Below are 23624 nucleotides of genomic sequence, written 5' to 3' on the forward strand. Positions count from 1 at the left end.
CATATTTTGAAAATCAGCATTTTTGGCCTGGGGTATGTGGGCGCGGTATCGGCCGGTTGCCTGGCCACGGACGGCCATGAGGTGATCGGCGTCGATCCCAACCGCACCAAGGTGGACCTGATCAACCAGGGCGTCACGCCCATCATCGAGAAAGACATCGGCGAGATGATCGCCACCACCGTCAAGGCCGGCCGCCTGCGCGCCACCATCGACGTGCGCGACGCCGTCATGGGCAGCGACATGTCGCTGATCTGCGTCGGCACGCCCTCGCAGCTCAATGGCAACCTGGACCTGAGCGCCGTGCGCAAGGTGTGCGAGCAGATCGGCGCGGCCATCAAGGACAAGGCCAGCTTCCACGTGGTGGTGGCGCGCAGCACCATGCTGCCCGGCTCCATGAGCAGCGTGGTGATCCCGACCCTGGAGGCGGCCTCGGGCAAGAAAGCCGGCGTCGATTTCGGCGTCTGCAACAACCCCGAATTCCTGCGCGAAGGCACGGCCGTCTACGATTACTACCACCCGCCCAAGACCGTGATCGGCGAGAGCGACGCCAAGGCCGGCGCCATGCTGGTGCAGCTGTACGAGAAGATGGATGCGCCGCTGGTGCGCACCACGGTGGAAACGGCCGAGATGGTCAAGTACACGGACAACACCTGGCACGCCGTCAAGGTGGCGTTCGCCAACGAGATCGGCAACATCTGCAAGGCGGTCGGCATCGACGGCCACAAGGTGATGGAGATCTTCTGCCAGGACACCAAGCTCAACCTGTCGTCCTACTACATGAAGCCCGGCTTCGCCTTCGGTGGCTCCTGCCTGCCCAAGGACGTGCGCGCGCTGACCTACAAGGCGCGCAGCCTGGACCTGGAACTGCCGCTGCTCAACTCCATCCTGCCGTCGAACCAGAAGCAGGTCGACAAGGGCTTGAAGATGATCGTCGACAAGGGCGCGCGCAAGGTCGGCATCCTCGGCTTCTCGTTCAAGGCCGGCACCGACGACCTGCGCGAATCGCCGCTGGTGGACGTGATCGAGCACCTGCTGGGCAAGGGCTACGAACTGAAACTGTACGACAAGAACGTCAACCTGGCCGCGCTGACGGGCGCCAACCAGGACTATATCCTCAACCACATTCCGCACATCTCCAAGCTGATGGTCGATTCGATGGAGGAAGTGCTGGCCTTCGCCGAGACCATCGTGATCGGCAACGGCGCGGCCGAGTTCAAGGCCGTGCCGGCCCAGCTCAAGGCCGGCCAGACCATCGTCGACCTGGTGCGCATCAGCCAGGAACAAAGCGGGGGACAGTACGATGGCATCTGCTGGTAAAGGTCAGCGCAGGGTCCTGATCCTGGTCGAGAACCTGCCGTCGCCGTTCGACCGGCGCGTGTGGCAGGAGGCGACCACCTTGCACGCCAACGGCTACCAGGTGTCGATCATCTGCCCCACGGGCAAGGGCTACGAGGCGCGCTACGAGGAGATCGACGGCATCCACATCCACCGCTACCGGCTGCCGCTGGAAGCGGAGGGCGCCAAGGGCTACCTGATCGAATATTCGATGGCGCTGTTCCACACCTTCCGCCTGGCGTGGAAGGTGCATTTCGCGCGCGGCTTCGACGTGATCCACGCCTGCAATCCGCCCGATCTGCTGTTCCTGATCGGCGGCTTCTTCAAGCTGTTGATGGGCAAGAAGTTCCTGTTCGACCACCACGACATCAACCCGGAACTGTACGAGGCCAAGTTCGGCCGGCGCGATTTCTTCTACAAGCTGATGGTGCTGTTCGAGCGCTGGTCGTTCAAGACGGCCGACGTGTCGATCGCCACCAACGAGTCGTACAAGAAGATCGCCATCGAACGCGGCGGCATGGACCCCGACAAGTGCTATGTGGTGCGCAGCGGTCCCAAGCTGGACCGCCTGAAAGTGCTGCCGCCGGTGCCGGCCCTGAAGCGGGGCCGTAACTACCTGGTTGGCTACGTGGGCGTGATGGGCGCGCAGGAAGGCATCGACCTGCTGCTGCAATCGGCCCAGTACCTGATCCAGACCCTGGGCCGCACCGACGTGCAGTTCGGCCTGGTGGGCGGCGGCACCTCGCTGGAACAGATGAAGCAGATGGCGGCCGACATGGGCATCGCCGACTACGTCACGTTCACGGGCCGCGTGCCCGACCAGCAACTGCTGGAAATGCTCAACACGGCCGACGTGTGCGTGAACCCGGACGTGGCCAACGACATGAACGACAAGTCGACCATGAACAAGATCATGGAGTACATGGCGCTGGGCAAACCCATCGTGCAGTTCGACCTGGTGGAAGGCAAGGTGTCGGCCCAGGAAGCGTCGCTGTACGCGCAGAAGAACGACCCCATCGACATGGCCCGCAAGATCGTCGAGCTGCTCGACGATCCGGCCCGCCGTGAGCGCATGGGCGCCTACGGCCGTAACCGCGTGATCAATGAACTGGAGTGGGAATACGAGGCGCCCAAGCTGCTGGCCGCCTACGAACGCCTGTACTCGGCCAATGCGCCCCTGCCGGGCGCCGTGCCACCTTTGCGAAAAGAGAGCAAATGAAGATATTAGTCACCGGCGGCATGGGCTACATCGGTTCCCATACCGTCGTCGAATTGCTGGCGGCCGGCCACGAGGTGGTGGTGATCGACAATCTGTCGAACGCCAAGGCCTCCGTGTACGAGCGCGTGTGCGCCATCGCCGGCCGGCCGTTCACCTTCCTGCAGGTGGACGTGCGCGACCGCGCCGGCGTGGAAGCCGTGTTCGCGGCCCACGCGATCGACGCCGTGATCCACTTCGCCGGCCTGAAGGCGGTCGGCGAATCGGTCGAGCAGCCGCTGCGCTACTACGACAACAACCTGTCGGGCAGCATCGTGCTGTTCGAGACGATGGCCAAGTTCGGCGTCAAGCAACTGGTGTTCAGCTCCTCGGCCACCGTGTACGGCGACCCGGCCTCGGTGCCCATCTACGAGCACTTCCCGCTGTCGGCCACCAACCCGTACGGCCGCAGCAAGCTGATCATTGAGGACATGCTGCGCGACCTGTACCGCGCCGACAGCAGCTGGCATATCGCGCTGCTGCGCTACTTCAACCCGGTGGGCGCCCATGAAAGCGGCCTGATCGGCGAGGAGCCGAACGGCATCCCCAACAACCTGCTGCCCTACATCGCCCAGGTGGCCGAGGGCCGGCGTGACGTCCTGTCCGTGTACGGCGGCGATTACCCGACCCCGGACGGCACCGGCATGCGCGACTACATCCACGTGGTCGACCTGGCGCTGGGCCATTTGAAAACGCTGGCCAAGCTGGCCGCCGGCCCCGGCATCGTCACCTACAACCTGGGCACGGGGCGCGGCAACAGCGTGCTGGAGATGGTGCGCGCGTTCGAGCAGGCCAGCGGCCGGCCGGTGCCGTACCAGATCGTGGCGCGCCGCCCCGGCGATATCGCGGCCTGCTACGCCGACGCCGGCCTGGCCGAGCGCGAGCTGGGCTGGAAGGCCGAGCGTGGCATCGCCCAGATGTGCGCCGATGCGTGGCGCTGGCAGTCCAGCCCCAAATAACAGAGAGGCAGCATGAAAGCGATGATATTGGCGGCCGGCAAAGGCACGCGGGTGCGTCCTTTGACCTACGATTTGCCCAAGCCCATGATCCCCATCCTGGGCAAGCCCGTGATGGCCTACCTGATCGAGCACCTGCACCGCTACGGCGTGACCGAGATCATGGTCAACGTCAGCTACCTGCACGAGAAGATTGAGGAGTATTTCGGCGAAGGCCACCAGTTCGATGTGCAGATCGGCTATTCGTTCGAAGGCTATACCAACGACGAGGGCGAAGTGGTGCCCGAGCCGCTCGGTTCGGCCGGCGGCATGAAGAAGATCCAGGAATTCGGCGGCTTCTTCGACGACACCACGATCGTGCTGTGCGGCGATGCGCTGATTGACCTGGACCTGAAATCGGCCTTGTTCGAGCACCGCCGCAAAGGTGCGCTGGCGTCCGTGATCACCACCGAGGTGCCGTGGGACAAGGTGGAGAGCTATGGCGTGGTCGTCACCGACGAAGCCGGCCGCATCACCCAGTTCCAGGAAAAGCCGCGCCAGCACGAGGCGCTGTCGAACCGGGTCAGCACCGGCATCTACATCTTCGAGCCCGAGGTGATCGATCTGATCCCGTCGGACCGGCCGTTCGACATCGGTTCCGAACTGTTCCCGCTGCTGGCCGAACGCGGCTTGCCGTTCTTCGCCCAGACGCGCCGCTTCAACTGGATCGACATCGGCAGCGTGCGCGACTACTGGGAAGTATGCCAGAGCGTGCTGATGGGGGAGGTGGCCAACCTGCACATGCCCGGCATCCAGATCAACGATGGCCTGTGGGTGGGCCAGAACACCAGCATCGACTGGCAGGACACGCGCATCGAGGGCCCCGTCTACATCGGCTCGGGCACCCGCATCGAGGCTGGCGTGACCATCGTCGGTCCGACCTGGATCGGCCACGGCAGCCACGTGTGCCGCGGCGCCAAGGTCGTGCGCAGCGTGCTGTTCGAATATACTCGTGTGTTAGAAAATGTTTCTTTGGACGAAATGATCGTGTTCAAGGACTATAGTGTGAACCGCGCCGGCGACATGAAGCACGCCTCCGAATATGATTCCGAGGCCTGGGCCAATGCGCGCGACCGTCGCCGTGGCCGGCGTCCGTAGCCGGGCAATGAATTAATGGAAAAGAGAATAAGAGCATGAAGATTTATCCCATCATCCTGTCCGGCGGTTCGGGCACCCGTTTGTGGCCATTGTCGCGCGCCGTGCTGCCCAAGCAGTTGCTGCCGCTGGTGACCGAGCACACCATGTTGCAGGAAACGGCGCTGCGCCTGGCCGGCCGGCCGCAGCTGATGCAGCCGCTGGTCGTGTGCGGCAATGAACACCGCTTCCTGGTGGCCGAGCAGATGCGCGAAATCGGCGTGGCGCCGCTGGGCATCCTGCTGGAGCCGGTGGGCCGCAACACGGCGCCGGCCGTGGCCGCCGCCGCCCACTACCTGCAGGCCATCGATCCCGAGGCCGTGATGCTGGTGCTGCCGGCCGACCACGTGATCGCCGACGTCGACGCCTTCCACGCCGCCATCGAGCAGGCTTGCGTGCCGGTGGCCGAGGGCGCGCTGGCCACCTTCGGCATCGTGCCCACGGCGCCGGAGACCGGCTACGGCTACATCCAGAGCGGCGCCGGCACGGGTGCGCCGCATTGCTACAAGGTCGACCGCTTCGTCGAAAAGCCGGACCGGGAAACGGCCCAGGGCTTCGTCGCGGCCGGCAATTACTACTGGAACAGCGGCATGTTCCTGTTCCGCGCCGCCGCCTATCTCGACGAGCTGCGCCAGTTCGCGCCGGCCATCGCCGAGGCCAGCGCGGCGGCCGTAGCCCAGGGCTACCGCGACCTCGATTTCTGCCGCCTCGATGAAGCGGCCTTCACGGCCTGCCCGTCGGACTCGATCGACTACGCGGTGATGGAGCACACGCGCCACGCCGTGGTGGTGCCGGCTTCGATCGGCTGGAGCGATGTCGGTTCCTGGTCGGCCCTGTGGGAAGTGCAGCAGAGCGACGAGAACGGCAACGTGGCGCGCGGCGACGTCTACCTCGACGACGTGTCCGGTTCGCTGGTGCGGGCCGAGAGCCGCATCGTGGCCGTGGTCGGCGTCAAGGACCTGGTGGTGGTGGAGACGGCCGACGCCGTGCTGGTGGCCCACAAGGACCAGGTGCAGCGCGTCAAGCAGATCGTCGACCACCTGAAGGCCGAGGGCCGCACCGAGCACCTGCACCACACCAAGGTCTACCGTCCGTGGGGCTGCTACGAGGGCATCGACATGGGCGACCGTTTCCAGGTCAAGCGCATCACCGTCAATCCGGGCGGCAAGCTGTCGCTGCAGATGCACCACCACCGCGCCGAGCACTGGGTGGTGGTCAGCGGCACGGCCCGCGTCACCTGCGGCGACAAGGTCAGCCTGCTGACCGAGAACGAATCGACCTACATCCCGATCGGCATGAACCACCGGCTGGAAAACCCGGGCAAGGTGCCGCTGCACCTGATCGAAGTGCAGTCGGGCAGCTACCTGGGCGAGGACGACATCGTGCGTTTCGAGGACGTCTACCAGCGTGCCTGAGGCCGCTGGACGGGCACCACGGAGACGCTATAATCCGGACGGCGGCATGTGCCGTCGTCCATCCATTCCGGGGTCCCGTCCTTGCGCGCTTTCCTGATTCTCTGCGGCAGCCTGTGCTGCCTGCCCGCCATGGCCGGCTCGCCGCCGGCCACCGGGCTGCAACCGGCCCAGCTGGCGATCGTCATCAACGACGACGAGCCGAACAGCGTGGCCATCGGCGAATACTACCGCCAGGCGCGCGACATCCCGGCCCGCAACGTGGTCCACGTCAACATCCCGGGCAAGCCCCACAAACTGACAGCCGACCAGTTCCGCCACCTGCGCAATGTGATCGACTTGCAGCTGCCGGCCGGCATCCAGGCCGTGCTGATGGTGTGGACGGCGCCCTATGCCGTCGAGTGCAATTCCATTACGTCGGCCTACACGCTGGGCTTCGATCCCGGCCTGTGTGAGAAGCCGTGCGAGCCGAGCAAGCCCAGCCCGTACTTCAACGCTGCCTCCAGCCGGCCGCGCAACGATTTCGGCATCCGACTGTCGATGCTGCTGCCCACCGAGTCGGTGGAGGACGCCAAGGCCCTGATCATGCGCGGCAAGGCCAGCGGTTTCCGCGTCCAGCCGGGCACGGCCTACTACCTGGTGACCAGCGAGGCGGCGCGCAACAGCCGCTCCGTGTATTTCCCCCGTTCCATGGTGCTGCCGCAGCAGCAGCTGACCATCCGCACGCTGCGCGCCGACAGCATCGCCGACGTCAAGGACGTCATGATTTACCAGACCGGCAAGGCCTGGGTCGAGCAGCTCGACACCCTGCAGTTCTTGCCCGGTGCGCTGGCCGACCACCTGACCTCGGTCGGCGGCGACCTGCTGGGCACGGCCCAGATGAGCAGCCTGCGCTGGCTGGAGGCGGGCGCCACGGCCAGCTATGGTTCCGTCTCCGAGCCGTGCAACTACTGGCAGAAATTCCCCCATCCGACCGTGCTGCTCAAGCACTACCTGGGCGGCGCCACGGCCATCGAAGCGTACTGGCGCAGCGTGGCCTGGCCGGCGCAGGGCCTGTTCATCGGCGAACCGCTGGCCGCACCGTACCGCCCGCACTGATCCGGCTGCCCGCCGTGCCGTAGTCCGTCCGGACTGAGCGGCTGTCATCAGCCTGTCATGCGCTGTCATTACTATGTAGTTAGTAAAATTGCATAATTATTTGACAGGAAATATCATGACTTATTACGCTTCCCCTGATCGCGCGGGCGCGGCCGCCACGCTGGGCCGCCGCACCATGCTGGCGGTGCTGCTGGCCAGCCTGGGCTTGCCGGCGCTGGCCTCCGATGTCGTCATCAGCCAGGTTTACGGCGGCGGCGGTAATTCCGGCGCCACCTACAAGAACGATTTCATCGAGCTGTTCAACCGCAGCGCCGGCCCCGTCAGCCTGAACGGCTGGAGCGTGCAGTACGCCAGCGCCGCCAGCGCGGCCGGCACGGCGTGGCAAGTGACGCCGCTGCCCAATGTGACACTGCAGCCGGGCCAGTATTTGCTGGTGCAGGAAGCGATGGGCGCGGGCGGCACCACGGCCCTGCCCACGCCGCAGGCCACCGGCACCATCGCCATGAGCGGCACGGCTGGCAAGGTGGCGCTGGCGGCCAGCACCACGGCCTTCAACGTCAGCAATCCGTCCGGCGGCGCGCTGCGCGACCTGCTCGGCTACGGCAACACGGTCAACGGCTACGAGGGCGCGCCCGGTCCCGGCCTGTCCAACACCACGGCCGCGCAGCGCGGCGATGATGGCTGCGCCGATACGGACAACAACCAGGCCGACTTCAGCACGGCCGCGCCCGCGCCGCGCAACAGCGCGTCGGCGCTGCGCGTGTGCGGCGCGCCCGTGGTGCTGCCCATCGTGCCCACGTGCCCGGCCACGCTGGCGCTGGCCGCCGGCAGCGGCGGCGGCGCCATGCTGTCGGCCACGGACGCGGACGGCATCGTCAACAGCGCCGCCATCAGCTCGGCCGCCGTGCCCGGCATCAGCCTGGCCGGCTTCACGGCCGCCGGCGCGGTGGGCGGCAACGCCAGCGTCAGCCTGAACGTGGACGGCACCGTGCCCGTGGGCAGCTATCCGGTCGCCATCCGCTTCGGCAACGACCAGGGTCAGAACGCCAGTTGCACCGTCAACGTCAGCGTGACGGCGCTCGCCGCCGTCACCCACAGCATCCCGCAGATCCAGGGCGCTGGCGCCACCAGTCCCTACGCGGGCACGGTGCAAACCACGGAAGGCGTGCTGACGCTGAAAGTGGGCACCGGCTTCTTCATCCAGGACGAGGCCGGCGACGGCGACCCCACCACATCGGACGGCATCTTCGTCTACACGGGCAGCACCACCAACAGCGCCCAGCCCGGCGACAAGGTGCGCGTGACGGGCAGCGTGGTGGAATACACGCCCACCGGCGCCAGCCGTTCGGTCACCGAGTTCAAGGACGTGACGGCCGTCGTTGTCCAGAGCAGCGGCCACAGCATCACGCCCGCCAATATCGACCTGCCCAACGCCGACCTGGGGCAGTTCGAAGGCATGCTGGTGCGCTTCGTCCACCCGCTGACCGTGTCGCAATCGGCTTTCCTGGGCACGCGCGGTGAGCTGAGCCTGTCGTCGGGCCGGCTGGAAGTGCCCACCAACCACTATCCGCCGCGCACGGCCGGGGCGTTGGCCTTGGCGGCGGCCAACGCCCGGAACCTGATCGTGCTCGACGATGGCCTGTCCATCACGCCACCCACCATTCCCTACCTCGGCCAGGATGGCACCATCCGCGCCGGCGATACGGTGGCCGACCTGACGGGCGTGATCGACTTCGGCGCCAAGGGCGGCGGCGGGGCGGCCTACAAGCTGCAGCCGACCGTGGCGCCGCAATTCTCGCGCGACAATCCGCGCACCACGGCGCCGTCCATCGCGGCCGGCAACGTGCGCGTGGCCAGCGCCAACGTGCTCAACTTCTTCACCACCTTCACCAACGGCAGCAACGTGGAAGGGGCGAGCAACCAGGGCTGCTCGCTGGGCGCCAGCGTGTCGAAGGCCAACTGCCGCGGCGCCGACAACATGGCCGAATTCGTGCGCCAGCGCGACAAGATCGTTGGCGAACTGAAAGCCATCGATGCCGACGTGTACGGCCTGATGGAAATCCAGAACAACGGTGAAACCACGGTCAGCTACCTGGTCAACGCGCTCAATGCCGCCATCGGCGCGCCCGTCTACGCGGTGGTACCCAAGCCGGCCGACACCGGCACGGACGCGATCCGCGTGGCCATGATCTACAAGCCGTCCAGGCTGGCGCTGGTGGGCGGCGCGCTGTCCGACAGCGACAGCATCAACAACCGGCCGCCGATGGCGCAGACCTTCCGCGCCGCCAACGGCGGGAAGTTCTCGCTGGTGGTCAACCACTTCAAGTCCAAGGGCGGCTGCCCGGCCGGCACCGGCCCCGACACCGACCAGGGCGACAGCCAGGGCTGCTGGAACGCCACCCGCATCCAGCAAGCCAACCGCCTGCTGGGCACGTTCGTGCCGCAAGTGGTGGCCGCCGCCGGCGACCCCGACGTGCTGCTGATCGGCGACTTCAATTCGCATGGCTTCGAAGACCCGATCAACGCCATCACGGCCACCGGTTTCGTGAACCAGTTGGAACGTTATGTGCGCCCGAACGGCATGCCGTACTCATTCATCTTCGACAGCCAGAGCGGTTACCTGGACCATGCGCTGGCCAGCCCGAAACTGCACGGCCAGGTGGCCGGCGCCACGGAATGGCACATCAACGCCGACGAGCCGTCCGTGATCGACTACAACCTGGACGGCAAGCAGCAAGACCTGTACACGGCCCAGCCCTACCGCGCGTCCGACCATGACCCGGTCGTGATCAGCCTGAACCTGCAGCCATCGTTCGTGGACGTGAGCGCCAGCGTGCGCGCCGTGGGCAGCGGCCTGGTGTACAACCGCGCCACCGGCAAGTACGGCAGCACCTTCACCGTCACCAACGTCGGCACGGCTGCGCTGTCCGGCCCCTTGCAGGTGCAGTTCGACGGCTTGCCGGTCGGCGTGACCCTGGTCAACGCCACCGGTCTGCACGACGGCGCGCCTTACATCACGGTCGATGCCGCCGCGCTGGCGGCGGGCGCCAGCGTGTCGTTCCCGCTCAGCTTCAGCAAGACGGGCAGCGCCAACATCGGCTACACGGCCAAGGTCTACAGCGGTACTTTTTAAGGAATGTTCATGAAATCATCTAACGTTTTCCCCACGCTGCGGCGCGGCGCGCTGGCCTTGGCCCTGACGGCCGTCGCCAGCCTGGCTTCGGCCCAATCGATGCATGTGGTGCTCGACACCACCGGCCTGTCCGCCAACAGCAGCGGCTGGCTGGACGTGCAATTCAATCCGGCCAGCGTGCCGGCCGTGGCGGCCAGCGCGCTGGTCGACCACCTGGGCGGTTTCGATGCGGGCAGCACGCCGCAGCTGAACGGCGACGTGCAGGCGCAGGCCGGTGGCGCTTTCCTGTTCGGTAACGGCACGGACTGGAACGACCTGTTCCATGCGGTCCACCTGGGCGGCAAGGTCAGCTTCGATGTCAGCTTCAGCGGCTTGCCTGATCCGTCGCTGGCCGCCATCCCGTCGCTGTTCTCGGTGTCGCTGTACGGCGCCGACGGCGTGACCCAGCTCGGCCATCCGGACATCAATGGCAGCCTGCTGTCGCTGAGCTGGAATCCGGCCGCCAGCGGCGCCGGGCAGGTCGGCGTGGCCGTGGTCGACGCCGGCGTGGCCAGCGTCAGCGCGGTGCCGGAACCGTCGGCCTGGCTGATGCTGGGCGCCGGCTTGGCGTTGCTGGGCTTGGCCAGGCGTAGCCCCGGACGGCTTGCGGGGTGATGTAGTCATCCGTATAATCAAAATGGCAAAATTTTTAACATTTCTCATTTGCATTTCCCGCACGGGATGATTGTGCGGGAAAAACGACAATGTTGAGAAAAGTAAAACAAAGCCCGGTGCTTGAGGTAAGCTGCCGGGGCCTGCTTGCCGGGCGTCATTTAATGATTGTCGTAACCTTGAGCTGCGTGGTAGCCTCTCGACTCCGGGCAGGCGCGGGTTGTCGAATTGAGGAGTCGTGTTGATGGATGTTGTAAAGAATCAGGCAGTCGCCGGGCCGCGCAAGGCCGGCGGCTTCACCTTGCTGGAACTGCTGGTGGTGATCGTCATCATCGGCTTGTTGGCCGCCTACGTGGGACCGAAATATTTCGCCCAGCTGGGCAAGTCGGAAGTGACCATCGCCAAGGCCCAGATCGAAGCGTTCGAGAAATCGCTCGACACCTACCGGCTCGACGTGGGCCGCTACCCGACCACGGATGAAGGCCTGGCCGCGCTGTTGACGGCGCCCGCCACGGCCGGCGGCAAGTGGAATGGCCCGTACCTGAAGAAGGGCGTGCCGGCCGACCCGTGGGGCCACCCGTATCAATACCGCTCGCCCGGCACCAAGGGCGAATTCGAGATCGTCTCGCTGGGCCGCGACGGCCAGCCCGGCGGCTCGGGCGAGGACGCCGACATCAGCTCGCAATAAGCCTGTCCGACCGCGCCGGTCCCCGCCATGCAGTTCGACGTCCGCACCTTGTCGGCCGATATGGTCATCGCCCATCTGCTCATCGATGGCCGCGATGAGGCCGACGCGCGTCGCCAGGTGGAGGCGCGCGGCCTGTTCGTGAGCGCCATCGCACCCGTGCGCGGCACGCTGCGCACGCGGCGCGGCAAGGGCTTGTCCCTGGTGCTGTTCAGCCAGGAGTTGCTGGCCCTGCTGACGGCGGGCCTCGGCATCGTCGAGGCGCTGGAAGCGCTGCTGGAAAAGGAAGCCAGCCCCGCCACGCGCGGCGTGCTGGAACGCCTGCTGGCCGGCCTGCGCGAAGGCCAGCGTTTTTCCGCCGTGCTGGCCGACCAGCCGGAACTGTTTCCTCCCCTGTACGTGGGCATCGTCAAGGCGGCCGAAGGCACGTCCGACCTGCCGCGTGCCTTATCCCGTTTCATCGACTACCAGCAGCGCATTGACCTGGTGCGCGGCAAGCTGGTGTCGGCCGCCATCTATCCGTGTATCCTGCTGCTGGTGGGCGGCGGCGTCAGCCTGTTCCTGATCGGCTACGTGGTGCCGCGCTTCGCCGAGGTGTACCAGGGCGCGGGCCGCAACCTGCCGTGGTTGTCGCAGCAGATGCTGAACTGGGGTCAGTTCGCGGGCCAGCACACGGCGCTGCTGCTGGGCGGGATCGCCGCCATGGTGGCGGGCGTGGCCTTGCTGCTGCGGCGCCTGGCCGGCAGCGGCGGCTTGGCCAGCCTGCTGGCGCGCGTGCCCGGCATCGGTGAACGGGTGCGCATCTACGAATTATCGCGGCTGTACCTGACGCTGGGCATGCTCAGCGAAGGCGGCATCACCATCGTGCACGCGATCGAGACGGTGCAGGGCATGGTGTCGCCCGCCGTGCGCGCCGGCCTGCAAGGGGCGCGGGCCGATATCGAGGCCGGCCTGCCGCTGTCGACCGCGTTCGAGCGCCACGGCCTGACCACGCCGATCTCGCTGCGCATGCTGCGCGTGGGTGAACGCACGGGCGACATGGGCCCCATGCTGACCCAGTCGGCCGCCTTCTACGACGGGGAGATCAGCCGCTGGATCGACCGCTTCACGCGCACCTTCGAACCGCTGCTGATGGCCGCCATCGGCCTGGTGGTGGGCGCCATCGTGGTGCTGTTGTACATGCCGATCTTCGACCTGGCGGGAGACATGTCGTGAGTGCGCTGCACCTGCCGGCCATCGATACGGCCATGCTGACCCGGGCCCGCGCGCTGGCGCTGCAATCGAAGCGCACCCTGGTCGAGGAACTGGAAGCCTTGTCGGGCATGGAACCGCGCCTGGTGGTGCAGGCGCTGGCCCAGCCGTTCGGACTGCAAGTGCTGGAGACGGCCGACATGCTGGCCATGCAGCCGGCATTCGAGCTGCTGCCGCTGTCGCAGGCGCTGGCGCGGCACTGCGTGCTGCTGCGCGCGGCCGATGGCGCGCTGGCGGGCGTGATCGACGATCCGTTCGATCTCGATCTGCAAACCTGGCTGGGCACGCAGGCGCGCGCCACGCCGCACGCGCCGCTGGCGGTGTGGTTGGCGCTACGGGCCGACATCTCGGCCTATCTGTCCAAGCAGGAGGAATCGGCGCGCGCCACCGACTCGCTGCTGCCGGGCGCCAGCGAAGGCCGGCGCGACGGCAAGACGGCGGCCGTGCTGTCGTTCGCGTCCGTGTCGGAAGCGGCCAGTCCCGCCGTGCGGTTGGTCAATTCCACGCTGTACGACGCGCTCAAGGCCGGCGCCTCCGACATCCACCTGGAGAGCACGGCCGGCGGCCTGGCCGTCAAGTACCGGGTGGACGGCGTGCTCGATCATGCCACCTCGGTCAATGGCATCGAAGTAGCCGAGCAGATCATCTCGCGCCTGAAGGTGCTGGCCGAACTCGATATCGCCGAGCGCCGCGTGCCGCAGGACGGCAGCTTCCGGGTCGAGGCGGGCGGGCGCGAGATCGATTTGCGCGTCTCCATCATGCCCAGCATTCACGGCGAGGACGCCGTGATCCGTATCCTCGACAAGCGCGCCATGATCGAAGCCTACGGTTCGCTCACGCTGGAGGCGCTCGGTTTCGACGCGCCTTCGCTGGCCACACTGCGGGTGCTGGCGCAGGAAGCCTATGGCATGCTGCTGGTGACGGGGCCGACCGGCTCCGGCAAGACCACCACGCTGTACGCGGCGCTGACGGAGATCCACAACGGCCGCGAGAAGATCATCACCATCGAGGACCCGGTCGAATACCAGTTGCCCGGCATCCTGCAGATTCCCGTCAACGAGAAGAAGGGGCTGACCTTCGCCAAGGGCTTGCGCTCGATTTTGCGCCACGACCCGGACAAGATCATGGTGGGCGAGATCCGCGACCGCGAGACGGCCGAAATCGCCGTGCAGTCGGCGCTCACGGGCCACCTGGTGCTGACCACGGTGCACGCGAATAACGTGTTCGACGTGTTCGGCCGCTTCACCCACATGGGAATCGATCCCTACGCCTTCGTGTCGGCCCTGAACGGCATCTGGGCCCAGCGCCTGGTACGCATCAACTGTCCCCATTGCGCCGCGCCCTACAAGCCGGACGAGCAGGAACTGGCCAGTGTGGGCCTGGCCCGGGCCGACGCGCAGGACTACCTGTTCATGCAGGGCAAAGGCTGCGGCGACTGCCGCGGCACCGGTTACAAGGGCCGCCGTTCGATCGCCGAAATCCTGACCCTGAACGACGAGATCCGCGAACTGATCGTCGACAAGCGGCCGATCCGCCAGATCAAACAGGCCGCCCACGCCAACGGCACGCGCAGCCTGCGCCAGGCGGCACTGGAGCTGGTGCGGCGCGGCGGCACCACGCTGGCCGAAATCAAACGGGTGACCTTGCATGCGTAGATGGCCGGGACAAGCGTTGCGCATCGGCGTGTCCGCCGGCGCCGTCAGCCTGCTGCGCACCAGCCGCTGGCGCGGCCCGGCGTTGACGGTGCTGGCCGAACACGCGTTCTCGCCGGCCGGCGAGCATCCGTTCGACGCCATCGGCAATGCGCTGCGCGCGCTGCTGGGCGAGCAGCGGCTGGCCGGCTGGCCGCTCAGCATCGTGCTGGATGATGAATTGACGCGCCTGTGGCAGGTCACGCCGCCGGCCGGTGCGACCCGACTGGCCGACATCGAAGCGGCGGCCGGCCTGCGTTTCCACACGCTGTATGGCGAAGCGCCCACCGCGTGGCGTATCGCCGCCGACTGGGACACCAGTCATTCCTTCTTCGCCGCCGCCGTGCCGCGCACCTTGCTGACGGTGCTGGAGCAGGTGGCGCATGAACATAAGCTGGCCATTGTTGAAGTGCTGCCGCAATTCGTCGCCGCCTGGAACCGCTGGCAGCGCGCGCTGGCGCCCGGCGCCTGGTTCGGCGTGGTGCACGACGGCTTGCTGACGGTGGCGGCGGTGGACGGCAAGCGCCTGCGCGCCGTGCGCGCGCTGCCGGTTCCCTCTGGCGCCGACCATTACTGGCTGACCCAGACGCTGACGCGCGAAGCACTGCTGCACCATCTGGAACTGCCCACGCAGCTGCAACTGTGCGGACCAGCGCCCGCGTTGTGGACCGGGCCGGTGAGCAATCCGGCCCACATCCGCTGCGCCGCGCTCGACGTCGCGCAGCGCGCCGGCGAGGCGGCGTGGAGCAGCGCGGCCATGCTGGCCCGGCGTGGGAGCACCGTATGAGACCGATGCATATCGACTTCGCGCCGCGTGGCTGGCGCCGCACGCTGTACCACCTGCATCCGGCCGTGCTGGCGGCGGGCGTGGCGGGCGCGCTGTTGTGCGCGAGCGCCGCGCTCGGTGGCTGGCATGTGATGGAACTGCGCCGTGCGCGCGAGCAGGCCTTGCGCCAGATCGAGGAACGCCAGGCGGCGCAGCGCGCCAGGCCGGTGGCGGTGGCCGCCGTGGCGATCCCGGAAGCGCAGGCCAGCTTCGTCAATGGCGCCGTGATGCAGCTCAACCTGCCGTGGCGCGATTTGCAGGATGCGGTGGCCGCCGCCACGCCGCCCACGGTGGCGCTGCTGGCGCTGGAGCCCGATCCGCGCAAACAGGTGCTCAAGCTGACGGCCGAAACGAAAACCAGCGACGACATGATCGTCTACGTGGAACAGCTCAAGGAGCAGGACGTGTTCAGCCGCGTGCTGTTGACGCGCCACGAGATCAATGAGCAGGACAGCAACCGTCCGTTGCGTTTCCAGCTCGAAGCCCGTTGGGGGGCGCGGTGAACGGCGCGCAGTTGTCGGCCTTCGCGTTGAGCGCGCGCCTGGCGCTGGCGCGCGCCGGCGCGCCCGCGTGCGCGGCGGTGCTGCTGTGCGTGGCCGGCGCGGCCGGGTGGGCCTGGCTGCTGCCGCAGCGGGCCGCGCAGGTGGCGCAAAGCGCCCAGCCATTGCCCACTTCGACGCCGGCGGCGCTGGTGAGCGCGCCGCCGCCGCCCACGGCCGACCAGAACCTGGCCGCGTTCTACGATGTGCTGGGCGAGCAGCGCTACGCCGAGCAGCAGGTCAAAGTGCTGTTCGGGCTGGCCGCCAAAGCCAACCTCGCGCTCAGCCAGGGTGAATACAAATCGGCTTACGACAAGGCCAGCCGGGTGTCCACCTACCAGATCGTACTGCCGGTGAAGGGACCGTATGCGGCCATCTGGCAGTTCACCTTGCAGGCGTTGCGCGCCATGCCGTTCGCCGCCCTCGATGAGGTGAGCTTCCGGCGCGACGCCATCACCGATCCTGCCGTGGAGGCGCGCATCCGCTTCACGCTGTATTTGAAGGATGCGCAAACGGTGGTGCAGCCATGAAGCCGTATCAGATCGCGATGGGACTTGCGCTGGTGGGCGCGGCTGCGCTGGCCCTGTTCGGGGACAAGGCGCCATCGTCCGACGTGGCCGAAGCCGTGGTGCGTCCGCGCGCGGCCGGCAAGCCCGCGCCGGCGCGGCCGACACAGTCCGGCACCAGCGCCGGCGCCGTTGCCGGCACAGCCGCGGGCAGTAGCCCTGCCATCCTTCCGCTGGTGCCGCGCGCGCAACTGGTGGGTGAGGATGGCGATGCCGCGTTCGCGGCCGGTAAAGGCGTGTTCCTGGGCCAGAACTGGACTCCGCCCGCACCACCCGCGCCACCGCCGCCACCGCCGCCACCTTCGGCGCCGCCGCTGCCGTTCACCTACATTGGCAAGGCCGCCGCCGACGGCGCATGGGAAGTCTATCTGAGCCGCGCCGACAAGGTGTACGTGGTGCGCGCCAAGACCGTCATCGACGGCGTCTACCGGGTGGACGCGATCGCGCCGCCGCTGATGTCCGTCACCTATCTGCCCATGAACCTGGTTCAACAGCTCAATATTGGAGTGCTCGACTGATGCCTAGTCACCCACAGAAGCGCGCCGGCCGGCGCGTGCTGACGCATTTGACCCGTGGCCTGGCGCTGCCCGCGCTGGCGCTGGCGCTGGGCGGATGCGCCGCGCAACTGGCGTACCGCGACGGCCGCGAGCTGGTCGACCATGACCAGGTGGAAGCGGGGCTGCGCAAGTTCCAGGAAGCCATCGCGGCCGAACCGGGCAACGCGCAATACCACGCGGCCTATCTGCAGGCGCGCGACCGTGCCACCGGGCGCTACCTGGAACAGGCGGATCGGGCGCTGGCCGCCGGCCAGTATCCGGCGGCGGAGCAGGGCTACCAGCGGGTGCTGGCGCTGGACGTGGCCAATGAACGGGCGCGTGCAGGACTGCGCGCGCTGGACGCGGCGCAGCGCCAGGACAAGCTGCTGGCCGGTGCGCGCGAGCATGCGGCCAAGGGCGAGTATGCGCTGGCGAGCCAGCAGTTGAATGCCATCCTGACCGAGTCGCCCACCCATGAGCAGGCGCGCCAGCTGCTGCGCGAGGTGCAGGACAAGAGCGCGCCGCCGGTGGTGGAGACGGGGCTGGCCAAGGCCTTCCGGCAGCCAATCTCGATCGAATTCCGCGACGCGCCGCTGAAGCAGGTGTTCGAGGTGATCGCGCGCCGCTCGGGCCTGAACTTCGTGTTCGACAAGGACGTCAAAACCGATCAGCGGGCTTCGATCTTCCTCAAGAACAGCACCGTGGAATCGGCCATCTATTTCCTGTTGATGACCAACCAGCTGGAGCGGCAGGTCATGGACGGCAACACCATCCTGATCTACCCGAACGTGGCGGCCAAGCAGAAGGAATACCAGGAGATGGTGGTCAAGACCTTCTACCTGGCCAATGCCGAGGCCAAGCTGGTGGCCAACACGCTCAAGACCATCCTCAAATCGCGCGACGTGGTGGTGGACGAAAAGCTCAACCTGCTGATCGTGCGCGACACGCCCGAAGCGATCCGCCTGGCAGAACGGCTGGTGGCGCTGCAGGACACGCCGGAAGCGGAAGTGATGCTGGACGTGGAGATCCTGGAGATCAAGCGCACCCGCCTGATGGAGCTGGGCGTGGCCTGGCCGGCCGGCGTGAGCCTGACGCCGCTGTCCACCTCGGGCGGCACCGGGCTCACCATCCGTGACCTGAATAACCTGAACCAGCGCAGCATCGGCATCAACGGCGTGGGCGGCACCTTCAACGCCACCATCAACGCCAGCAAGACCGACGGCGACGCCAACCTGCTGGCCAATCCCCGCATCCGCGTGCGCAACAAGGAGAAGGCCAAGATCATCATTGGCGACAAGGTGCCCGTGATTACCACCACCATTTCGCCCGGCGCGGGCGGCTTCGCGACGGAGTCGGTCAGCTACGTGGACGTGGGCCTGACGCTGAACGCGGAACCGACCATCTACCTGAACAACGAGGTGGGCATCCGGGTGCAGCTGGAAGTGAGCAACCTGGTCAACCAGATCCAGACCAAGTCCGGCACCACGGCCTACCAGATCGGCACGCGCCAGGCTTCCACCATGCTGCAGCTGAAGGACGGCGAGAACCAGGTGCTGGCGGGCTTGATCAACAGCGAGGAGCGCAGCACGGGCAGCCACGTGCCGGGCATCGGCGACCTGCCGCTGCTGGGCCGCCTGTTCGGCAGCAACCGCGACGACAACCAGAAGACGGAGATCGTGCTGTCGATCACGCCGCACCTGATCCGCAACGTGCAGCGTCCCGAGGCGCAGCAGTCCGAATTCTCGGCCGGTACCGAAGCGAACTTCCGTCGCCGTCCTGACATGGCCGCGCGCCCGGCGGCGCAGTTGCCATTGCCGCCCGGCGCCCATCCGGCGCCGCCCGCGTTGCAGGCGCCGCAGGCTGGGGCGAATGCGGGCGCGCCGCAGCCAATGGCTGCCACCGCGCAGCAGGCGGACGCCGCGCCACCGTCGCCGCCACCATCGCAAGTACAGCCCGGCCCACTGCCGCCGTCGGCCGCGCAGCCGGTGCCGGTGGCCGTTCCCGTCACCGTGCCCGCGCCCGGGACGGCGCCAGCGGCTGAACCGGCACCCGCGCAGGGACAGTGATGGCGGCTACGCTGCGTACGCGCACCGGCGGCTTCACGCTGATTGAGCTGCTGGTCACGCTGGCCATCCTCGGCCTGCTGGGCACACTCGTGATCCCGGCCGCGCAGGTGACGATACAGCGCCGCCAGGAGCAGGACTTGCGCTACGCGCTGCATGAGATTCGCGAGGCGATCGACGCCTACAAGCAGGCCTACGACGATGGCCGCATCGCCAAGACGCTGGCCTCGAACGGCTATCCGAAGACGCTGGAGGTGCTGGTTGATGGCGTGCCCGATCTGCGCAATCCCAAGCGCAGCAAGATCTACTTCCTGCGCCGCGTGCCGCGCGATCCGTTTAACCCCGACACGGCGCTCAGCGAAGCGGCATCGTGGGGTAAACGCAGCTACGCCAGCGAGGCGGACGAACCGAAGGAGGGCGAGGATGTGTACGACGTCTACAGCACCAGCGAGCGGGTGGGCCTGAACGGCATCCCGTACCGTAAATGGTGACCCCGATGAAACGACAGGCGGCCGGCTTCACGCTGATCGAGTTGCTGGTGGTGCTGGGCATCGTGGCGCTGATGCTGACGCTGGCGGTACCGCGCTACTTCCCCAGCATCGACAAGTCGAAGGAGATCGTGTTGGCCGACAACCTGCGCAACCTGCGCGGCGTGATCGACCAGTATTACGGCGACACGGGCCGTTATCCGGATTCGCTGGAACAACTGGTGGAGAAAAAATACCTGCGCGAGATGCCGGTGGACCCGATCACGGACAGCAGCACCACCTGGATCGTGCTGCCGCCCGAGGATGGCAGCAAGGGCGGGGTCTACACCATCAAGAGCGGAGCGCCCGGCAATGACCGCAACGGCAAGCCTTACAGCGAGTGGTAGGGCGGCGGCCCGGCAGGGCGGCTTCACCTACTTGAGTGTGATCGTGCTGGTGGCCATCATCGGCCTGGTCACGGCCACCACGCTCAAGGTGGGCAGCGTGCTGCAGCGCAGCCGGGCCGAGCGCGAATTGCTTTACATCGGCGCCGCGTTCAGCGACGCGCTGCAAAGCTATGCCAGCGCCACGCCGACGGGCCAGCCCACCCAGCCTGCCTCGCTCAAGGATTTACTCAAAGACCCGCGTTTCCCCGGCACCCGCCGCCACCTGCGCAAGATTTTCGTCGATCCCATCACGGGCAAGGCCGAGTGGGGCCTGGTGCGACTGGGTGAGGCCGAAGGAAAAAACGAGGGCAAGAACGAAGGCAAGGGCGGCATCGTCGCCGTGTACAGCCTGTCGGACGCGCAGCCGGTCAAGATCGGTAACTTCCCCACCCGGTTCCAGTCCTTCGAGGGCAGGGCGCATATCTCGGACTGGAAATTCACGCTGACGGGCAAGCCCGAGACGGCCGCGCCTGTGGCGCCGGCACAACCATCGATTCCGCTCAAGCCCGATAACGGAGCAGCAAACGCTCAGCCGGTCGTACCGGCGTCGTCCGGCGCGCCATCTGCCGCCTCGGCGCCGGCGCCGCACCCGGAAAACGACGGTGCCACGCCGCCGGCCGAACCGCCCGGCGCACCGCCGGAAGTGGCGCCACAGGCCGCTGAGCATCAATAACGCTCACCCGGCAGGCCTGAAAATATCACCTATTGTCACAAAAGTAGTGCGCTATAGAAATGCTTTTTCTACGATGTGGTACGTTGACAAAAAACAATTCAAAATAGAAAATTTACAAGGTGAATTAATGTAAATATGCTACTATTGCAGGCAGTAGCACTTCATTAACCCTTTGGTTGGCGCAAGCGCAACCAAGTTCATTTTTAGGGATTTTTCTCATGAAATTGAAATATATCGTTGCAGGCTTGTTAGCCGCAGCCTCGTTCTCCGCTTCGGCTGGCGACCAGACCGTGAGCATCATCGCTGACGGTCAGACCCACGTGTTCAACGCCGTTGTTGGCGATGGCATCCTGTCCGGTGGCCACGACCTGATCACGCTGGGCAACCTGGGTGCTGGCACCTACAACATCGGTCTGACCGTGTCCGGCCAGCATCTGAGCTTCGACGCCGTGCACTCCAACCTGAACGGCACGCTGGGTCAAACCTTCGCCGTCGGCGGCCTGAAATTCTTCGGCGTGGAATACAGCGGCGTTGGCCCGTTCGTGCTGGACCTGGCTGGTACCGCTTCGGCTGGCGCCAACTACAGCGGCACCTACACCGTGTCGGCCGTTCCTGAGCCAGAAACCTATGGCATGCTGCTGGGCGGCCTGGCGCTGATGGGCGTCGTGGCTCGCCGCAAGGCCAAGAAGTCGGCTTAATTCGCCGCAAGCAAAAAAACCCGCCGCGGCGGGTTTTTTTTCGTCCGGCGCCGGCGTGTTTTACCGCGCCGTGCGCTTGAAGTCGCGCAGGCGGAAGCCCATCGCCAGCAGGGCGCCGAAATAGACGGCGCCGCTAACCGCGATCACGAGGAACAGGGCGCCGGCGCGCAGCAGCACATGCTGCTGCATGCCCAGCCAGTCCACCAGGCTGGCGCTGTACCAGGCGGTCGCCCCCATGGCGGCGCAAGCCAGCGCCACCCGCATGAAGAACCAGCCCCAGCCCGGCAGCGGGTGGTAGATGCCGCGCCGGCGCAAGCCTGTGTACAGGAAGCCGGCGTTGAAGCAGGCGCCCAGCCCGATCGACAGCGCCAGGCCGGCCACGGCGATGTAGGGGACGAACAGCATATTCATCAACTGGGTCGCCACCAGCACGCCCACGGCGATCTTGACCGGAGTGCGGATGTCCTGGCGCGCGTAGAACGCCGGCGCCAGTGTCTTGACCAGGATGATGCCCAGCAGGCCCACGCTGTAGGCGATCAGGGGACGGGCCGACATGGCGGCCGCATGGTCTGAGAACTTGCCGTAGTGGAACAACGTGGTGATCAGCGGTTCAGCCAGCGTGGCCATGCCCACGGCCGACGGCAGCGCCAGCAGGAAGGTCAGGCGCAAGCCCCAGTCCAGCAGATTCGAGTATTCCTCGGTGTCGCCGTCGGCGTTGGCTTTGGACAGGCTGGGCAGCAGGATGGTGCCCAGCGCCACGCCCAGCATGGCGGTGGGGAATTCCATCAGCCGATCCGCGTAGGACAGCCAGGAAATGCTGCCCTCGGCCAGCCGGGAGGCGATGCTGGTGTTGATCATCAGGCTGATCTGGGCCGCCGATACGGCGAACACGGCCGGTCCCATTTTCTTGAGCACGCGCCGCACGCCGGGGTCGCTCAGGCCGGCGGCCGGATTTAGCGACAGGCGCGGCAGCATACCGATGCGCACCAGGGCCGGAATCTGCATGCCCACCTGCAGCAAGCCGCCCACGAACACGGCGATGGCCATGGCGTAGATGGGCTGGGCCAGGTGCGATTGCAGGAACAGCGAGGCGGCGATGAACGACAGGTTCAGCAGCACGGGCGTGAACGCGGGGATCTTGAACTCGCGCCAGGTGTTGAGGATGCCCCCGGCCAGCGCCACGAAGGACATGAAACTAATATAAGGGAACATCAATCGCGTCATCCACACGGCCGCGTCGAAGGCGCCCGGCTCGGCGCGCAGGCCGGTGGCGATCAGGTACACGAACACGGGTGCGCCGATGATGCCGGCCACGCTCACCAGCAAGGTGGCCCACACCAGCGTGTTGGCCACGTGGTCGGCCAGCGTCTTGCTCGCTTCCTGGCCGTACTGGGTCTTGTATTCAGAGAGGATGGGTACGAACGCTTGCGAGAACGCGCCCTCGGCGAACAGGCGCCGCAGCAGGTTGGGGATGCGGAACGCGACAATGAAGGCGTCGGTGTAGGCGCCGGCGCCGAAGGCGCGCGCGAACAGGGTTTCACGCAACAGGCCTGTCACGCGCGAGAGCAGGGTCATGCTGGAAATACCAGCCAGGGTTTTGAGCAAGTTCATGGGCCGTGATTATAACGGTTGCAATAGTGCTCCCGCGCATGTCGTGCCAGAATAGTTGGCTGGCCGGCGCCGGCTGGCTTCCGGGGCCTTGCAATATTCTGAATTTTTGAATTGCTCCGGTTGAAAAACATCGCTATAATCGAAGGCTGTACAGAATTCTGTAATGCAGACACGAATGTTTGGCAGGCAGTAGTTTGACTCACATGGTTCGGCAGCTGCACTGAACGCACCTGTTTGGCAAACAATAATGTTTGCAAACGCACTTTGACCCTGATTTAGGAAATTCCATGGCAAATACCGCACAAGCGCGCAAACGCGCTCGTCAAGCAGTTAAGCAAAACGCACACAACTCGTCCCAGCGTTCGACCCTGCGCACCGCAATCAAAGCGGTTCGTAAAGCGATCCAGGGTGGCGACAAAGCGGCTGCGACCGCTATCTTCCAGGCATCCGTGTCGACCATCGACAGCATCGCCGACAAGAAGATCATCCACAAGAACAAGGCCGCTCGCCACAAGAGCCGTCTGGCAGCTGCCCTGAAGGCACTGTCCGCTTAATTTCC

General features: G+C 66.3%; 22 protein-coding genes. 21 read left to right on the forward strand and 1 reads right to left on the reverse strand.

Going from position 1 to position 23624, the window contains the following annotated elements; translation table 11 throughout:
• Positions 1-6: 6 nt before the first annotated feature.
• The 20 genes from H3H37_RS08755 to H3H37_RS08850 all read left to right on the forward strand — a co-directional run bounded on the left by H3H37_RS08755 (position 7) and on the right by H3H37_RS08850 (position 21454).
• Positions 7-1317, forward strand: coding sequence for a nucleotide sugar dehydrogenase (locus tag H3H37_RS08755; RefSeq protein WP_182161460.1), 1311 nt, complete (start codon positions 7-9; stop codon positions 1315-1317).
• On the forward strand, positions 1301-2554 hold the full coding sequence (locus tag H3H37_RS08760; RefSeq protein WP_182161462.1) for a glycosyltransferase family 4 protein: 1254 nt from the start codon (positions 1301-1303) through the stop codon (positions 2552-2554). Before H3H37_RS08755 ends, H3H37_RS08760 begins: the two co-directional genes overlap by 17 nt.
• Positions 2551-3549, forward strand: coding sequence for a UDP-glucose 4-epimerase GalE (galE, locus tag H3H37_RS08765; protein WP_182161464.1), 999 nt, complete (start codon positions 2551-2553; stop codon positions 3547-3549). Before H3H37_RS08760 ends, galE begins: the two co-directional genes overlap by 4 nt.
• 12 nt (positions 3550-3561) lie before the next feature.
• Positions 3562-4683, forward strand: coding sequence for a nucleotidyltransferase family protein (locus tag H3H37_RS08770; protein WP_182161466.1), 1122 nt, complete (start codon positions 3562-3564; stop codon positions 4681-4683).
• 35 nt (positions 4684-4718) lie between these two features.
• Positions 4719-6134, forward strand: coding sequence for a mannose-1-phosphate guanylyltransferase/mannose-6-phosphate isomerase (locus H3H37_RS08775; RefSeq protein WP_182161468.1), 1416 nt, complete (start codon positions 4719-4721; stop codon positions 6132-6134).
• A gap of 81 nt (positions 6135-6215) precedes the next feature.
• Complete coding sequence (locus tag H3H37_RS08780; protein ID WP_229218739.1) at positions 6216-7229, forward strand: TIGR03790 family protein; 1014 nt, start codon at positions 6216-6218, stop codon at positions 7227-7229.
• 115 nt (positions 7230-7344) lie between these two features.
• Complete coding sequence (locus H3H37_RS08785) at positions 7345-10362, forward strand: ExeM/NucH family extracellular endonuclease (protein WP_182161470.1); 3018 nt, start codon at positions 7345-7347, stop codon at positions 10360-10362.
• A gap of 9 nt (positions 10363-10371) precedes the next feature.
• Positions 10372-11016: an NF038129 family PEP-CTERM protein gene (locus H3H37_RS08790; protein ID WP_182161472.1), complete on the forward strand. Its 645-nt coding sequence runs from the start codon at positions 10372-10374 to the stop codon at positions 11014-11016.
• A 241-nt stretch (positions 11017-11257) separates the two neighbouring features.
• Complete coding sequence (gene gspG / locus H3H37_RS08795; RefSeq protein WP_182161474.1) at positions 11258-11701, forward strand: type II secretion system major pseudopilin GspG; 444 nt, start codon at positions 11258-11260, stop codon at positions 11699-11701.
• A 27-nt stretch (positions 11702-11728) separates the two neighbouring features.
• Positions 11729-12913, forward strand: a complete 1185-nt coding sequence (locus tag H3H37_RS08800) for a type II secretion system F family protein (RefSeq protein ID WP_182161476.1) — start codon at positions 11729-11731, stop codon at positions 12911-12913.
• 32 nt (positions 12914-12945) lie between these two features.
• A complete protein-coding gene (locus tag H3H37_RS08805) occupies positions 12946-14604 on the forward strand; it encodes a GspE/PulE family protein (protein ID WP_182161650.1) in 1659 nt (552 codons plus the stop codon).
• On the forward strand, positions 14597-15427 hold the full coding sequence (locus H3H37_RS08810; protein WP_182161478.1) for a hypothetical protein: 831 nt from the start codon (positions 14597-14599) through the stop codon (positions 15425-15427). Before H3H37_RS08805 ends, H3H37_RS08810 begins: the two co-directional genes overlap by 8 nt.
• Entirely contained in the window at positions 15424-15969 is a 546-nt protein-coding gene (locus tag H3H37_RS08815) for a hypothetical protein (RefSeq protein WP_182161480.1), read from the forward strand. Before H3H37_RS08810 ends, H3H37_RS08815 begins: the two co-directional genes overlap by 4 nt.
• A complete protein-coding gene (locus tag H3H37_RS08820; protein WP_182161482.1) occupies positions 15966-16535 on the forward strand; it encodes a hypothetical protein in 570 nt (189 codons plus the stop codon). The genes H3H37_RS08815 and H3H37_RS08820 overlap by 4 nt, the downstream gene beginning before the upstream one ends.
• A complete protein-coding gene (locus tag H3H37_RS08825; protein ID WP_182161484.1) occupies positions 16532-17089 on the forward strand; it encodes a hypothetical protein in 558 nt (185 codons plus the stop codon). Before H3H37_RS08820 ends, H3H37_RS08825 begins: the two co-directional genes overlap by 4 nt.
• Positions 17089-19173 (forward strand): secretin GspD/PilQ domain-containing protein, encoded by a 2085-nt coding sequence (locus tag H3H37_RS08830; RefSeq protein WP_182161486.1) that lies wholly within the window; start codon positions 17089-17091, stop codon positions 19171-19173. The genes H3H37_RS08825 and H3H37_RS08830 overlap by 1 nt, the downstream gene beginning before the upstream one ends.
• Complete coding sequence (locus tag H3H37_RS08835; protein WP_182161488.1) at positions 19173-19661, forward strand: type II secretion system protein; 489 nt, start codon at positions 19173-19175, stop codon at positions 19659-19661. Before H3H37_RS08830 ends, H3H37_RS08835 begins: the two co-directional genes overlap by 1 nt.
• Positions 19662-19666: 5 nt before the next feature.
• Positions 19667-20044, forward strand: coding sequence for a type II secretion system protein (locus H3H37_RS08840; protein WP_375539993.1), 378 nt, complete (start codon positions 19667-19669; stop codon positions 20042-20044).
• A complete protein-coding gene (locus H3H37_RS08845; protein ID WP_182161493.1) occupies positions 20010-20756 on the forward strand; it encodes a type II secretion system protein in 747 nt (248 codons plus the stop codon). Before H3H37_RS08840 ends, H3H37_RS08845 begins: the two co-directional genes overlap by 35 nt.
• A gap of 218 nt (positions 20757-20974) precedes the next feature.
• Positions 20975-21454, forward strand: a complete 480-nt coding sequence (locus tag H3H37_RS08850) for an FxDxF family PEP-CTERM protein (RefSeq protein WP_182161495.1) — start codon at positions 20975-20977, stop codon at positions 21452-21454.
• A 60-nt stretch (positions 21455-21514) separates the two neighbouring features.
• Here the strand turns inward: H3H37_RS08850 and murJ are convergent, their stop codons facing one another.
• Entirely contained in the window at positions 21515-23065 is a 1551-nt protein-coding gene (gene murJ, locus H3H37_RS08855) for a murein biosynthesis integral membrane protein MurJ (protein WP_182161497.1), read from the reverse strand.
• A 287-nt stretch (positions 23066-23352) separates the two neighbouring features.
• Here murJ and rpsT point away from each other — a divergent pair, with 287 nt between their 5' ends.
• Positions 23353-23619, forward strand: a complete 267-nt coding sequence (rpsT, locus tag H3H37_RS08860) for a 30S ribosomal protein S20 (RefSeq protein ID WP_182161499.1) — start codon at positions 23353-23355, stop codon at positions 23617-23619.
• The last annotated feature ends 5 nt before the right edge of the window (positions 23620-23624 follow it).

Origin of the sequence: Rugamonas brunnea (assembly GCF_014042345.1) — a bacterium.
GTDB classification, from domain to species: Bacteria; Pseudomonadota; Gammaproteobacteria; order Burkholderiales; family Burkholderiaceae_D; genus Rugamonas; species Rugamonas brunnea.

Coding starts and splice junctions, on each gene's coding strand:
- H3H37_RS08760 (WP_182161462.1), top strand. CDS start 1,301: ATGGCATCTGCTGGTAAAGGTCAGCGCAGGGTCCTGATCCTGGTCGAG.
- galE (WP_182161464.1), top strand. CDS start 2,551: ATGAAGATATTAGTCACCGGCGGCATGGGCTACATCGGTTCCCATACC.
- H3H37_RS08770 (WP_182161466.1), top strand. CDS start 3,562: ATGAAAGCGATGATATTGGCGGCCGGCAAAGGCACGCGGGTGCGTCCT.
- H3H37_RS08775 (WP_182161468.1), top strand. CDS start 4,719: ATGAAGATTTATCCCATCATCCTGTCCGGCGGTTCGGGCACCCGTTTG.
- H3H37_RS08785 (WP_182161470.1), top strand. CDS start 7,345: ATGACTTATTACGCTTCCCCTGATCGCGCGGGCGCGGCCGCCACGCTG.
- H3H37_RS08790 (WP_182161472.1), top strand. CDS start 10,372: ATGAAATCATCTAACGTTTTCCCCACGCTGCGGCGCGGCGCGCTGGCC.
- gspG (WP_182161474.1), top strand. CDS start 11,258: ATGGATGTTGTAAAGAATCAGGCAGTCGCCGGGCCGCGCAAGGCCGGC.
- H3H37_RS08800 (WP_182161476.1), top strand. CDS start 11,729: ATGCAGTTCGACGTCCGCACCTTGTCGGCCGATATGGTCATCGCCCAT.
- H3H37_RS08805 (WP_182161650.1), top strand. CDS start 12,946: ATGCTGACCCGGGCCCGCGCGCTGGCGCTGCAATCGAAGCGCACCCTG.
- H3H37_RS08810 (WP_182161478.1), top strand. CDS start 14,597: ATGCGTAGATGGCCGGGACAAGCGTTGCGCATCGGCGTGTCCGCCGGC.
- H3H37_RS08815 (WP_182161480.1), top strand. CDS start 15,424: ATGAGACCGATGCATATCGACTTCGCGCCGCGTGGCTGGCGCCGCACG.
- H3H37_RS08825 (WP_182161484.1), top strand. CDS start 16,532: ATGAAGCCGTATCAGATCGCGATGGGACTTGCGCTGGTGGGCGCGGCT.
- H3H37_RS08830 (WP_182161486.1), top strand. CDS start 17,089: ATGCCTAGTCACCCACAGAAGCGCGCCGGCCGGCGCGTGCTGACGCAT.
- H3H37_RS08835 (WP_182161488.1), top strand. CDS start 19,173: ATGGCGGCTACGCTGCGTACGCGCACCGGCGGCTTCACGCTGATTGAG.
- H3H37_RS08840 (WP_375539993.1), top strand. CDS start 19,667: ATGAAACGACAGGCGGCCGGCTTCACGCTGATCGAGTTGCTGGTGGTG.
- H3H37_RS08845 (WP_182161493.1), top strand. CDS start 20,010: ATGACCGCAACGGCAAGCCTTACAGCGAGTGGTAGGGCGGCGGCCCGG.
- H3H37_RS08850 (WP_182161495.1), top strand. CDS start 20,975: ATGAAATTGAAATATATCGTTGCAGGCTTGTTAGCCGCAGCCTCGTTC.
- murJ (WP_182161497.1), bottom strand. CDS start 23,065: ATGAACTTGCTCAAAACCCTGGCTGGTATTTCCAGCATGACCCTGCTC.
- rpsT (WP_182161499.1), top strand. CDS start 23,353: ATGGCAAATACCGCACAAGCGCGCAAACGCGCTCGTCAAGCAGTTAAG.